Source organism: Moorena sp. SIO4E2 (assembly GCF_010671945.1).
In the GTDB taxonomy this organism is placed as follows: domain Bacteria; phylum Cyanobacteriota; class Cyanobacteriia; order Cyanobacteriales; family Coleofasciculaceae; genus Moorena; species Moorena producens.
Map to the genome: position 1 here is coordinate 1 of NZ_JAAHIE010000146.1, position 14,682 is coordinate 14,682.

Annotated in this window: 9 protein-coding genes; 7 read left to right on the top strand and 2 right to left on the bottom strand. The window is 44.0% G+C overall.

Annotation, left to right across the window (positions count from 1 at the left end; all coding sequences use genetic code 11):
* Nucleotides 1–303 precede the first annotated feature (303 nt).
* Nucleotides 304–870, top strand: a complete 567-nt coding sequence (locus F6K37_RS16660; RefSeq protein WP_008185816.1) for an acyltransferase — start codon at nt 304–306, stop codon at nt 868–870.
* A gap of 206 nt (nt 871–1,076) precedes the next feature.
* Here F6K37_RS16660 and F6K37_RS16665 read toward each other — a convergent pair whose 3' ends face one another.
* Nucleotides 1,077–1,766, bottom strand: a complete 690-nt coding sequence (locus tag F6K37_RS16665) for a ComF family protein (protein ID WP_008185817.1) — start codon at nt 1,764–1,766, stop codon at nt 1,077–1,079.
* A 278-nt stretch (nt 1,767–2,044) separates the two neighbouring features.
* Between F6K37_RS16665 and F6K37_RS16670 the strand changes: the two genes are divergently transcribed.
* A complete protein-coding gene (locus F6K37_RS16670) occupies nt 2,045–4,648 on the top strand; it encodes a putative PEP-binding protein (protein WP_287251257.1) in 2,604 nt (867 codons plus the stop codon).
* Between the two features lie 109 nt (nt 4,649–4,757).
* Here the strand turns inward: F6K37_RS16670 and F6K37_RS16675 are convergent, their stop codons facing one another.
* Nucleotides 4,758–6,032: a glycosyltransferase family 4 protein gene (locus tag F6K37_RS16675; RefSeq protein ID WP_008185819.1), complete on the bottom strand. Its 1,275-nt coding sequence runs from the start codon at nt 6,030–6,032 to the stop codon at nt 4,758–4,760.
* 1,909 nt (nt 6,033–7,941) lie between these two features.
* Here F6K37_RS16675 and F6K37_RS16680 point away from each other — a divergent pair.
* From F6K37_RS16680 to F6K37_RS16700, 5 genes are all read left to right on the top strand, one after another.
* Nucleotides 7,942–9,111, top strand: a complete 1,170-nt coding sequence (locus F6K37_RS16680; RefSeq protein ID WP_008185820.1) for a DegT/DnrJ/EryC1/StrS family aminotransferase — start codon at nt 7,942–7,944, stop codon at nt 9,109–9,111.
* A 3-nt stretch (nt 9,112–9,114) separates the two neighbouring features.
* Nucleotides 9,115–10,002 carry a cyanoexosortase B gene (gene crtB / locus F6K37_RS16685; protein ID WP_008185821.1) on the top strand — a complete coding sequence of 296 codons (888 nt, stop codon included), beginning with the start codon at nt 9,115–9,117 and terminating at the stop codon, nt 10,000–10,002.
* Nucleotides 10,003–10,136: 134 nt separating this feature from the next.
* On the top strand, nt 10,137–10,967 hold the full coding sequence (locus F6K37_RS16690) for a cyanoexosortase B system-associated protein (protein ID WP_044493607.1): 831 nt from the start codon (nt 10,137–10,139) through the stop codon (nt 10,965–10,967).
* Between the two features lie 244 nt (nt 10,968–11,211).
* On the top strand, nt 11,212–12,576 hold the full coding sequence (locus F6K37_RS16695) for a polysaccharide biosynthesis/export family protein (RefSeq protein ID WP_008185823.1): 1,365 nt from the start codon (nt 11,212–11,214) through the stop codon (nt 12,574–12,576).
* A 232-nt stretch (nt 12,577–12,808) separates the two neighbouring features.
* Nucleotides 12,809–14,682, top strand: a 1,874-nt coding sequence (locus F6K37_RS16700) for a GumC family protein (protein ID WP_287251262.1), incomplete at its 3' end; no start/stop codon positions are given.

Below are 14,682 nucleotides of genomic sequence, written 5' to 3' on the forward strand. Positions count from 1 at the left end.
TAGACCCTAGCAACAAGACTACTGAAGTACTCATCGGTGAGATTTAATCCTTACTCTCTTGTGTTACTGGGTTTGAGTAATTAGTGATTAGGCATTAGCCATTAGGCATGATAGCACTAGGTATTAAGTACCAGAACCATTAGACAACAGAAGTGAAAAAGATTCAGTGAAAAAAATTCACCGAAGCCTTACCCCACTTCAGCCAACACCTAAACACTAAAAATTAACACCTAACAGCTTGCTCTAACTCTCAAAACTAAATTGACAGAGTACTTAGTCCTTTTGATTCACCAATTTCGTGTCATGCAGCAGATTAATCACCCATTTCTGAAATTTATCGCTCATCTTTATTTTGAGGCTAAGGGTTTATACTATCAGTTTCGATACCCCAATCTCACCCTTGCCAAAGGAGTGCAGATCAAAGGCTCTCTTCAGGTAGCAGGTAGCGTTAAGGTAGTGATTGGCTCAGGTTCTCGCTTGGGTAAAGAGGTATTTATCTATGGTTCTGGTAACGTCAATATTGGTTCAAATGTACTGCTTAATGGGCCTTGTATAGGTTGCGAGTGCTCAATTACCGTGGGAGATGAATGTCTAATTTCTGACTGCTTTCTTGCTGATAGCGATTACCATAACCTACAACCCCACCTGCGTCACTGTCCTCCAGGACCAAAGGTTTCAGCTGAGATTGTGATTGAGCGAAATGTCTGGATTGGAGCCAGAGCTACGGTGATGAAAGGGGTACACATTGGGGAAAATAGTGTAGTAGGTTTAGGCAGTGTGGTTCGTAAGTCTGTCCCTCCCGGCGTGGTAGTTATTGGGAATCCCCAGCAAATTGTGAAGCATTTCAAACCAGTCAGTAAGACTCTGTGACTGAAAACTTTGGTACTGACAGGCTTTATTGTTTCTAGAGCATTGCTTGAGTAATCAAATTTCAGGGAAAATCTATAGATTTCAATTACCCGATCACCCGATCACCCGATCACCCGATCACCCGATCACCCGATCACCCGATCACCCGATCACCCGATCACCCGATCACCCGATCACCCGATCATCAACTGATCCAAGTTTTCTGATTACTTTACCGATGCTGTAGATGTTGCGATCGCAACTGACCCATATACGGTTATTCCATGCTTTCTCAGGGTTTGGGTGGCTGATTTGACTGTAGCTCCGCTGGTGTAGATATCATCTAGGATTAGTACGGGTGAGGTGCTATGATGTCTGAGAAAGTGTTTACCAATAATAAAGGCATCTGCTAGGTTTTGCGCTCGCTCTTGGACAGATAAACTAAACTGAGGTTGAGTTGCCCGGACTCTTTCTAAACCCAGTGGTGCTTGTTTGTAACCAGTGAATTCACAAAAACTTTGGGCAATTAGCTCTGCCTGGTTGTAACCTCTTTGTCGCTTTTTTGTAGGGTGCATGGGAATGGGAACTACTATTAATTTTTGCTTTTGGCTACGGGTGGCAGAGGATTTTAACCAAGCTTTACCCAGCCAATGGCCCAAGGGATGTGCTAGCTGGGGTTGGTTTTCATATTTCAGGGCAGCAAGTAATCGTTTTAATGGACCACCGTAATTGCCCCAGACAAACACTGGGAGATTTTGATTACATAAAAATTGATTTTTGTCAAGTTGGCAGCGGAGTAACTGCTGCTCGCAATAATCACACAATTCATCAGAGGCAGGTCGCTCACATAGGGGACAGTTCGATTTCAGAAAGAGACTTAATAGACCGTTTTTAAGGGTCTGAATTCCCTGTAACATAATTTTGGGGATTTATTTGGCATGATATTTCTAAAGATGCCAAGACTAACCCTAAGAATCCCTCAGTATTTCTACCGTTTTCTGCTTCTAAGAGCGTGATGCAAAGCATAGGAAGGATTAATAATATCATGTCCAGTTGACGACTTATCATTCTTGGTTGAGAGTCAATTTTTAATTAACGATTTAGGTGAATACGACGTGATTAATGGTAAGAGATATTATGCCTTCAAGATATGATGCCAAAATCCCGGAGGAATAACAGGATTAGGCGGCGATTTGTGGATAATCTTTACTCTCTTGATCTGATTCAACCTTCAGACTATCCCTTGGTGGGCAATGAAGCCTTTAACTTAAGTCAGCTCTGGCAACGGGATTATCCGGTTGTACCTGGCTTTGTGGTGAGTGCAAAGGCATTGTGGGAATTTATCGCAATTTTAGGTGAGTCTGAACCCCTGTTAGCTGATTTACCTTCTTCTTATCTTTACGTAGATGTAGACAATCCTCGCCAGCTACAGCAAGTGGCTCAGCAAATTCGTCACAAAATTCAAGGGGCGACTTTAGGTTCGGTGTTGGCATCAACCCTATCCGAGATAGCAGAAACTACACTCGCCCCAGCAACAATTTTTCACCCTTCCTTATCCATGACATCACCAGGGTCGGGAATTGAGCAGGACACTGGGGAAACTGAAGTGGCAAGATTAGATCAACCCCAGATTTTTTCAACCTTACCAGAGAAAATTTTGGGATCCTATATTTGCCCTAGGCAACCACTCGCAATGGAACTGTCTTTAAAACAGGTTTGGGCAGAACTATTTCGCGCCAGAAGTCTATTTTACTGGCAACGGCATAGTATTGGTCTCCAGCAGCTCAATTTGGCAGTCTTGATACAACCGATGTGGGATGCGATCGCTTCTGGTAAACTCCAGATTAACCAAGCTGAGGGTTACATCCAAGCGACTTGGGGGTTAGGTACTGCATTGGCGAAGGGGGAAGTAGTGCCAGACTATTACCAAATTGAGATCGAAACTGGTATTGTGCTAGCCTCACGACTGGGTCGTAAAACCCGTGCCTATGGGTTGTGTCTGGAACCAGACTCATTATCACTAACCCAGAACACTGTGCAAGCCTATCTACTCAGTGAGGAGCAACAAAAACAGTACACCCTAAAGGATAAATACCTCCAAGAGCTAATTACTATCAGTCAGCGTCTAGTTGCTGATATTAGTCCTACCTTTTCCCTAGAGTGGACACTATGGCAAACCTCAGAAAACTCAGAACCACAGTTACAAATTACGAAATTTAGTGCTCAAACTGGGCAAAAGTGGGATGCTAGCCAGTTGAGGGTTGAACCGTTACATCATGCTTCCAATGTAGCTTACTCTGTTGGTTCTACTACTTCCTACGGCAAGCTGTTTACGTCTGTACAAGTGAGTAGCCGACCCAATGTGCTTGAAGCCTCATCGGACTCCATTGGGAGCAACTCTAGTGAACACACTGTCAACCCATCCATCACGCCTATGCTTGTGAGAGGATTACCCGCAGCACCAGGAAGAGTTAAAGCCACTGCTCATGTGATATCGGGTGAGGGCAAAAACGTCTCAGCAATCCTCTCTGGTAGAATTTTGGTTGCCCAAAGTGTTTCTCCTGACTGGCTACCTGGGCTCAAGCACGTAGCCGCTATTATTACTGAACAAGGAGGGATAACTAGTCATGCTGGGATTATTGCTAGAGAACTTGGTATTCCCTGTGTTGTGGGTGCGGCTGGTATTACCCAAATTGTAGAAACTGGGGAGTCTCTACTCGTGGATGGGGGACAGGGGGAAGTTTATCGGCTAGGAACTAAGCAAGGGTTTCCGGTTGAAAAATTGCATGGCTCAGGATTAAGAGAAAGGGAAGCAAAAGTAAACTTTCAACCTTCTAACTTTCAAAATACTTTCCCCATTGCTACTCAACTATTGGTTAATCTTAGCCAGCGGGACTCCCTAGAAAAAATTGTGGGTTTGCCAGTGGATGGAGTGGGGTTATTGCGTTCAGAACTGATGATGTTGGAGATTTTGAATAATCTGCACCCCAGTCAGTGGCACAGACAGGGCAATGAACATGAGTTGGTAGAACGCTTGGCTCAGTTAATTGTTCAATTTACGGTTACCTTGGCACCACGTCCTGTATTTTATCGCTCCACGGATTGGCGCTCCCATGAATTTCCATCCCTGAGTGGGGATCACCTGGTAACGGAAGCGGAAGTTAACCCGATGCTTGGTCTACGTGGCACTCGTCGCTATCTGAGTGACCCAGCTAGCTTTGATGTAGAACTGGCAGCTTTACAGGAGGTTTATGCTTACGGCTGCAGGAATTTACGGCTGATTTTGCCCTTTGTACGTACTGTGGAAGAGTTTACCTTTTGCCGCCGTCGGGTAGAACAGGTAGGACTTACTGATAATCCTGATTTTCAACTTTGGATTATGGCAGAAGTACCATCTGTGTTGTTTCTGCTACCAGACTATGTTAGAGCAGGTGTTCAAGGAATTTCTATTGGTACTAATGATTTGACGCAACTTTTACTAGGAGCTGATCGGGAACAGAGGCAGTTGGAAACACTGGTGGCAGGGTGCCATCCAGTGGTCAAGCAAGCAATTCAGCAATTAATCGAAATGGCAAAGGAAGCTGGTATTCCTTGCTCAATTTGTGGTCAAGCTACGGTTCAGGATCCGGAACTCATTGATTTGTTGGTGCAGTGGGGAATTACTTCGATTTCTGTTGATGTTAAAGATGTGGAAGCGACTTACCAGGCAATTACTCGTGCTGAGCAACGTTTACTCTTGGAAGCAGCACGAAATAAGTCAAAAGGCTTGGGTGTAAAAGGCCAAGGGGAAAACATATAAATATATAGAAGTTCCCAATTGGATGATGAGATCCAGTCCAGTAGTATCGGTGAACACTACCACGTACCACGGGACAGGATCTGATTTGGTTTATCTGGTCTGACCTAGGTTATAAATCTGAAAACTGCTGTAATTCAATCAGTGAATTATGGTTAGGCTTCTTAGTAATTTGAGTTAATAGTGCTTCATAGCGGTTGAGAGCGTTTTGATAGGCGAAGTGCTTCAGAGCAAATTTTCTACCTTGTTGACCTAGAGATACCCCCTGCTCAGGATTTTCATACAATTCGACAATTGCAGATGCTAAAGCCTGGGGCTGTTGTGGTGGTACCACTACACCGCCACCACTTTTTCGAACAACTCGCGCTGCAGTTCCATTCAAAGGCACAGAAGCAATGATGGGTCGTCCGCAAGCCAATAGCACTTGAATTTTTGAGGGCATATTAAAGGAAACAACGTTACGCTTTTGCACAACTAAACCTATATCTGCTGCTGCCAACATTTCTGGTAACTTCTCTCGGGGTTGGAAAGGTAAAAGCTTGACATTACTAGCCTTGCAAGTCTGACAGTCTTGCTGTAGCTGCTGTAGAGCCTTAGATTCTCCAACAATGACGAAGACAATTTCTGGAATATGCCTGACCAGAGTAGCCGCCTTCACTACTGTTTCCAATCCCTGAGTCAGGGCAATATTACCGGAATACAGTACTACAAACTTGCCATCAAGATGGTAAGCAGTGCGAAACGAATTTCCTTCTTTGGGTAAGGGACGGATAACATTAACATTCGCCCAGTTGGGGATACAGGTAATTTTGTCTTTAGGTACTCCTTTACTGACTAAATTGTCAACGAATCCCTCAGAAATAACACTGATTCTATGAGCAGTGTGGTAGGCAAACTTCTCTAAAGCTTCAAAGATACGGATGGCTAGTTTGTTTCTAATTAGACCAACCTGTACAGCAGCTTCTGGCAAAATATCCTGTAAATTCAGTAATACTGGGCAGTTGTACAACCAACCGAGTAAAGCAGCTGGCACACTAACCGGCAGCGACGGTACTGTCAGCAGAATTACATCAGGTCGCCAGCCCTGGAAAGCCTGAATCAAACTAGTCACCACGAAGCTACCATCCAGTAGTATCCGTGTCACTACACCAGGCTTTGGTCGAATCCAGACATAGGAGCGTTGAATTATTACTCCATTTCTTTCTTCAGTCAGATACCACTTACCCTGATATTTATCATAGATACAGCGCTGGGGATAGTTCGGCATACTAGTGACGACTCGTACTTGATGTCCTGCCTTGACCAAACCTTCTGCTAGTTCCGTCATTAATGGGGCAATGCCTATGGGTTCAGGATGATAATTATAGGAGTAGATTAATATGCGCATGAACGTTATTGGTAGAGCGAGTAGTCTGTCAAGTTAAGATTTGACAGGTGGACAAGCGATGCATCGCTTTTTACAATTCATTGAGAAACACTATATCTAGTTAGTTCTATCTATCAGTTACTTAGCAACTGGTGTCTAATTACCCTACATACTTTACTGTTTGAATTTTCACCTTTAAGAGAAAAATTTAAACTTTACTCATTCAAAGCGTTTGGTTTAATTTTCGACGTTATAGCCTTGATGACTAGATACTCAATCGGCTTTGTCTGTTGATGCTTATGCATTGAACCAACACCGAATATACCAAAAGCTATTACTCTCAATAGAGCAGTAGGTTAGACAGACGCGCTTAGGCGCTCTTATCTCTAAGAATACAGACAGAAAAACTCAATTATTATGACCTTCTTTAGCAGGCAATAATTAGTCCTCAGGCTTAGGATAGCTCCAGCTGATCATTCCCTGTTCTTGGTTCTATTCATATAGGTATCAAAACTATCATACTCACTGGTTGGACTCCTGATGCCATCTTAGCCATCGTCAATTTTATAATATAAATACTTGGTATGCTACCTTCTTGATTATTGATGATAACTCTGGTAAAAATACCATTACATAACGATATAAATTTGCGCTAAATAAAAAAAATGAAGCCAAGATTTATTTAAATAAATTACTCTCTGGATACTTTAAGGGATTAACTGCACTGACCACTAGATTCGTAGGCAGATACATAACCGATGTAAATAGATTCATAAATGGCACTCCTGCTGTAATTTTAGATACTTTTTTAAGTGTTGATGTTTTCATAGCGATGCATCTCTATATTATAAGGGTATATATTTTATATATAGCTATAAATGAGTTGTGAACGCCAAACTAGCTGAAAGTATTATTTCAAGAGGGTGCTTTGTTCAAAAATAAAATGGAAACTCTATAAGACCATAGGAAAAAATTGATTCGAGCTATGTTACCATGCCCCACTACCTGTTTTTCTAAAGGAACTACCGGAAAGCTTATCAGAAACAGCTATTAATTTTCAATTATATAATTTTAAAGATTATGTTAATCAAATGTGAAAATGTAAAATTCTTATAACACTCTATCGAGAAATCTGAAATCCCTTACCTACCTAGGAGCTAGTTTTGGTAAATAATGTGGAAACCCCCATCAGCTAGTGCATCAAGATAGGGGGCTATAAACATGGATTTGGAATCAGGCTATCAAGGAAAGGGGTCTCCTAACTATCTTGACTTAAGTGGTTAGCCCAAAATAAAAAATCAGTAAAGACTTTGTGAAGAAATTTGTGAAGAAATGGTAAAGAAAAGGGAAGATAAGACCCAGGCTTACAAAAATAAGCGTCCGCAACAGCACGGTGCTTAGTCCAACGAATAAGCGCGAAGCAACCGGATTGGTCAGCAGGGGATATTCACCACACTCTGTACTCAGCACTCCTTCATGACTAAGTTTGGTAAACCAGAGGAATTCAGAACCATAAAATCTTACCCAATTCCCCCTAAAGTAAAGTAAAAGCCCACTTTTGGGTAAGATGTTTGATGGTTTTTGGTGATGATGTGTCATGCCACGATGGTTTTGGGAACGCTGTAATCAAGAACGGTAGGGATGGGTAAACCGGGGATGGGACAATGGCGGACAAACCACGAAAACTCTTAAGCTTACACCTCATTGGCTGATCGCTTTATCTATATACCATGTTCCGAGAGTCAGTGAACTTCTGCTATGGTCAAAGCCCCAATTCCTCACTCCTACCAGTGGCTAAAACTTTACGAAATCTTGACAGTTATAGTGTGTTAACTCATGTGGAATTCGACTTACATTCAAGAAGAGAAGAATGATGTGAATCTTTGCTGTTAACCCTGATACAGTGTACTATCAATTCCTATACAAATAGATGAGTTACCAAGTTCCGGTCAAAGTTCCCTTCGTTTCACTAGCTCAACAACACCGACCTATTCAAACTGAGCTAGACCAGGCAATTCAATCTGTAGTGCAGCAGGGAGATTTTGTTCTTGGTAAAGCCTTGATGAATTTTGAGACAGCATTTGCGGCTGCTTGTGGTGTCCAATACGGTATCGGGGTGGGATCTGGCACCGATGCGATCGCACTCGGATTACAAGCCTGTGGCATTAGTGCTGGGGATGAAGTGATTTGTCCTGCTAACACTTTTATCGCTACAGTGATTGGGATCATAGCTGCTGGTGCTACGCCAATTTTGGTGGATTGCAACCCCCTTACTGCCCTAATTGATCTCAATATTGCCAAACAAGCCATTACAGCCAAAACCAAGGCAATTGTCCCTGTGCACCTTTACGGTCAGATGGTATCCCCGAGTGAGTTAATCGCATTTGCTGATGCCCACAACTTACTGATTTTTGAAGACGCAGCACAAGCTCACTTAGCACAGCGAGAGGATTATTATGCTGGTTCTGTGGGCAAGGCGGCAGCATTTAGTTTCTACCCCAGTAAAAACTTGGGTGCCTTTGGTAACGGTGGCATGGTAATCACTAATGATGCTACTGTGGCAGAAAAAGTGCGATCGCTTCGCAATTACGGGGCACCTCGCAAATATTTTCATACCGATATCGGCAAAAATAGCCGTTTAGACACGTTACAAGCTGCTATCCTCAATGTCAAACTGCCTTATTTGACTGAGTGGAACCAGTCACGCTACTGGGCAGCTGGGCAGTACGACAATCTACTCAAGGCTTTGGAAGGTCACGGGATTGTGCCCATAGAAAACCACAGCGGGTCAGGTCATGTCTACCACCTTTATGTGATTAGGGTGGGTCAACAATGTCCCTTTAACCGACAGAGCATCCAGGATGCTCTGGCCTCAGTGGGAATTCAAACCGGTATTCATTATCCAATTCCTTGCCATCTCCAGCCAGCTTACAAATACTTGGGATATCAAGCCGGTGACTTTCCCCATGCCGAAGCTCTGTGCAATGAGATTTTATCTCTACCAATTTATCCCAACTTGAGCAAGGAGCAGATTGAGCAGGTTGTTGATGGGTTAGCTAATTTATTAGGCGTGCTTGAGCCATTAGTTATTAATCATTAAACTATGCAAATTGGACGCAAAATTCCTATTGCCATTGATCGCTATCTACTGGACGGTTGTATCATCGTTTTACTAGTCATTATTTATGGTCCTGTGCTGATGCATTGGTATAATGGCTGGCTCAACAAAAGTATCAGCATTACCCATGAATACTTTAGCCATGGTTTGATTGGGCTACCGTTTGCTGCCCATATTGTCTGGACGAACCGACGACGGTGGCATAAGCTGACTGATACAGCCCATCCCTTTGGTGTAGTCTTACTGATAATTGGAGCAGTAAGCTATCTTAGCGGTCAATCAGAACTGGTAAATTTATCGTTTCCCATGGTTTTAGCTGGTATGAGCCTATGGTTAAAAGGGATTGGTGGCTTTAAGCTACAAAGTTTTCCCCTGCTGCTAGTGGCTTTGGCAACTCCAACAGCAGTTCCCTATTTGATTGAACCTTATATCTTGCCCCTACAACGCTTTATTGCTGCCATGGCTGCCTTTATTCTGACTCAGTTTGGGATGAATGTCAGACTGGAAGGGATTAACTTGTTCGTAAGTGAACGAATTGTTGAGGTAGCGCCCCACTGTGCTGGTCTTAAGATGTTATTTACTTGCCTGTATGTGAGTTTGATGTTGCTTTACTGGAGCGGTGCTATTGAGTCACGCCTAAAGACTATTTGGCTGTTATCTGGTGCGGTGGTTATAAGTGTTAGTGCTAATATTGTCCGCAATAGTGTGCTTACCTTTTTCCATGGCAGTGGACAAGATAACGCATTTCATTGGCTCCATGAAAGCTGGGGCGGTGACCTCTATTCAGCCATGATGTTAGTGATGCTGGTTCTATTAATGAAGTTCATTGAAAAATACTTTCCCTCAGACACCAAACTTGACTCCCTTGGCTAACAATGAAGATTAAACGTTATAGTTTTTAATTGGGTGAGGTACACAATTTTGGGATTTTAGGGAACAGCGGATCTGGGAACAGGGAATAGGGAAAAAAATTATGTGTACCTCATAAGTCTGATAAAGGCTATAGAATGATGAAATCAGTAAGTTTAATAAAGTTAATCCAGCCCTGGCAAATCTCCAGGGGAGTCTTACTGGTGTTGCTGTTAGTCTTGGTAATAATGGGAGCAGTACCGGGTTACTGGACAGGAAACTGGCCTTGGGCAAAACTGCCACCAGTGACTAACCTCCAAAAGATAAAAGCTATCCGCAAGACAGGAATAGAACTATCTGACTGGCAAACTGTTAAGCAACAAACCATCAGGATTGGCGGCCATAAATGGTCTTTGCAGTTCATAGAGCAGGATCAACAAAAACCAGTGTGGTTATTTTTGCTTCCCCAAAATGGTCCTAAATCCCAGCCACAGGTAGAATGGGAAGATATTAGCGGATTTATGAGACAAAGATCGGGACAATGGAAGATCGATTCTTATAGCCAAATCAAGTTTGTGGTCAACACATCTGATGTTGAGGGGAAGACCCAGGCTGATCCGACCATCACAACCAAGCCCAAAAGCCACCCCAAAAGTGTTGTTAACGCCCGTTTCTTTCGTGCCTGGAATCAGCGACAAACCTTCGCGATAGTACAATGGTATGCCTGGCCAGAGGGTGGTAATCCTGCTCCTAGCCGTTGGTTCTGGGTTGATCAACTGGCCCAGTTACATCGCAAACGGGTGCCTTGGGTTGCGGTGAATATCCAAATTCCCATAGAACCTTTGGGTGATATTGAAAATTCTAGGCCAATAGCCGAATCTCTCAGTAAAATGATTCAAACTGCTTTGATGAGCGATCCTTTGGCTGAGGAAGCTAGTAGTATACAAAGTATGAAGGATCAACAATCAAAGATGAAGGCTCAAGGATGAAGGATGAAGAATGAAGGATTCAAGATGAAGGCTCAAGGATGAGGGATCAAGGATAAAGGATGAAATGGATTTATTGCTGGAACACTTAGGGTTGACTAAAAAGTTTATCCACAACAAGAAGTTAAACGTCAGACTTGCCACTTCAGACTTGCCACTTCAGACTTGCCACTTCAGACTTATCATTTTAGACTTGCCACTTCAGACTTGAGATTTCAGACTTGAGATTATATTTGACCATTGGAACATGACAACTGACACCCACAGGTTTGGCAACCAAGTTCTTACTTTATCTTTGTTTGGGGGTACCGTATTATTATGGCTGGTTAGTTCTGGAGTCTGGCTTAGCCCTGGTTGGGCTAAGCTTGTCGGAAATTTACCGACATCGGTGCAAAATCTTGGGGATGGGATTAGCGATCGCGCTCAGTTGCCTACGTTTAGTTCCATGGAACGGGAAACAACGGAAACTGTTGAATCAGGGGAAAGGGAAAGGACTGAACTGGAAACCCCTGAGACCACCCCTGAGACCACTCCTGAGACCATAAAGGTAACGGAAACGTTGCCACCGCCACCACCGTTGAGCAACCCTGAACCGGTCTCAGAGGAGAATCCATTGGAACAGTTGGAGGAAATGTTACCTCCTTTGGGCTACCCAGAGACTCTGTCACAGGTGAGTCCATCTGATGAATTTAATCGCCACTACCTAGGGCGAGAAGATGTAATCGCAGTGAGTGTGACAAACTTTCCGAATCTGGCTTTTCAAAGTGCTATTGATTCTGACGGAAATATTGTGGTACCGCTGTTCGGTAAGCTACGAGTGGTGGGACTTACTCTAGAGGCGGCTCAAGATTTAATTCAAAAGGTCTTAAATGAATTTGTGATTGATCCTGAAGTAGTTGTGAGCCTACTGAGTACACCGGCTGTTCAGATTACGGTGAGTGGTGAGGTGTTTCGACCAGGCTATTACCCCCTGCCAGCAGGAACTCAACCGAATCAAGCCCTTACTGCTGCGGGTGGTACGACTACCATTGCTGATTTGCGGACTATTTTGATTCGTCGTAAGTCGGTGGTGAATAATTCTATCATTGAGCGAGAAATTGACTTGCTGACACCGCTGCAAAATGGGACAACTCCATCGGAATTGAACCTCCGGGATGGGGATGCTATTATTGTGCGAAAGTTGGAGGTGGGTAATACTACCGATTATGATAGGCAGCTGGTAGCTCGTTCTAACCTAGCTCAACAACAAATCAGCGTTCGAGTGTTGAGCTATCCTAATGGGACGATTGGCAACTTGACATTAGCTAATGGTAGTACGTTTATTGATGCCTTAACAGCAATTTCTCCTAACCCAGATGATGCTGACTTGGATAGCATTGCCTTAATTCGTTTTGATCCAGAACAGGGCAAAGCGGTGACTCAAAAACTAGACGGAGAAAAGCTACTAAAGGGTGATGTTTCCCAAAACGTGCCACTTCAAGATGAAGATGTGATCGTGGTGGGTCGAAGTCTTGTTGCTAAGATTTCTGCCGCTCTGAGTCTAGTGACTCGACCCTTCAACGATTTTCTGGGATTCCGGAGGTTTTTTGAGGAAATACCAGAACTGTTTTGATAAGGTTTGGGTATGACAGGAGCAGAAATCCATGGTACCTCTCCCCTGGTGTGTTAGCTTTTCCATCGACAGCACGAAAATCTCCGGATACCTTAATGAATGGACAGAAAACTCCACTACCTGTCTCGGTTTGTAACTGGTGCTCAGAGTCCCTGTTGACTCAGCGGTAAAAATAGGAATAGGCTACAGGATTTTTCTATGACTGCTGCCTTAACAATAGCGGAAACAACTTATGACTCCCCCTTTTGTCACACGTTACCTGATTGCTCTCAATCAGCATAAGTTAATCGGCTTTGCCACGTTTTTCCTGATTACTGGCATATCCGGGATTGTGGCTATACAGCCAACGCCACCTCCGATTTACCGAGCTGAAGGTCGCTTGATATATACCACTCCTGTGAAAGTATTTTCCCAGACAGGGGTACAGATTTCAGAACAAGGTAAACAAGTGCTGACACAGGGAACGCTGCTGGCAGACAATGTGGTGAAGGAAGTAGCAGCTGGGATGCAAGTCAGCTCCAAAGACATTGTTAAAAATACACAGGTGAAATTGCCAAAAGCAGAAGGAGCACAATTTATTTCGGTAATCTATAGGGATAAGAATAAGGAAATTTCTGCAGCCATCGTTGACATGCTGATGAAGAAAATGGTGGAACAGAGCCGTTTTATCAACACATCACAACTAAGACGGATTATTGAAGTGATAGAAGAACGTTTACCTAAGGCGGAGGCGGAACTAAGGGAAGCGGAACAAAAACTGGAACAGTATGACCGCCTACAAGGACCAGCTTTATTTGCTGCTCAAGATGGGACGTTAGTGGGTGGAATTACTGGTAGCCAACAGCAACAACGTAGTCTCGAGATACAGCTAGAGGGGGTTGAGGCTCAATATTCTAGCCTAATCGAACGGCTAGGTTTGACCCCTGACCAAGCTTACACGTCTTCTGCCCTTAGTGCTGACCCGATTATTGCTAGTCTGCGAGCTCAGATTCTGGATACTGAGACACAGATGGAACTGCTCAAGGGGCAGTTGCGTCCGCAACATCCAACTATGATTGAGTTGCGCAAACAGCAACAGACTTATGAGACCTTACTTCAGGCACGTGCGGCTGAAGTTCTCGGTGGTAATGGGTTTACCTCTCCATTGCCCAGTCAAATCCGCCAAGACAGTACCCTGGACCCAGCACGGCAGGCACTGGCTAATCAGTTGGTAGCTCTGCAAACCCAGCGGGAATCACTTCAACGGCAGTTGGCAGCTACCCAAAGAACGGAAAAAGAACTAAGACAGCAATATCAGCAGCTGCCCAATAAGCAGCTGGAGCGAGGGCGACTGGCTCAGCAAGTTGCTTTTAAGCAGGAATTTTACAATCGGTTGCAGGCGGCATTAGCAGATAGCAAAATAGCAGAGGCGGAGACTGAGAGTAGTCTTGCGATCGCTGGGATTTCAGAACCGAGAGCACTTCAGGCCCAGACAGAAAGTAATCCGATCGTTACTTTGGCAATAGGTGGTGTAATCGGTATTGTTGTAGGTGCTGGTGTGATTCTGCTGCTATCAACCCTGGATAATACTTTATACACGCCAGAGGATGTTAAGCCCATACTTCGGGACAATGGTGTGCCATTACTGGGGGATTTACCGACAATCGGCCTCAAGTCCTACCGGGGTGAAGCTGCGATAATAACCCAACCAGAGGCTTTGGAGTTGGAGTTCTACGAACGGTTCCGCACTAATCTTCGTCTGCGGGAGGAACCTGCGGTAAAAGTGGTGTTGGTGACTAGTACGGCAGGGAATGAAGGAAAGACGATCGTGGCTTACAATTTAGCGATCGCATCTGCCCAAGCCGGTATGCGTACTCTGTTGGTAGAAGGGGATTTGCGATCGCATTCTGTAGCTCAAGCTCAAGAAGTGATTCACCTGATGGACGCTCCACTGGAACCTTTGCGCTTCTATGGCTCTAAGAGTGAATGTATTCATTTAGCCCAAGATTTTGAAAATCTCTACATTCTCCCTAGTCTTGGGCCCCTGCGCAAAGCTGCGGGGATCCTAGAATCGAGTGAAATGAAGCATTTGCTGGAAGATGCTCGTGGTCGCTTTGATTTTGTTGT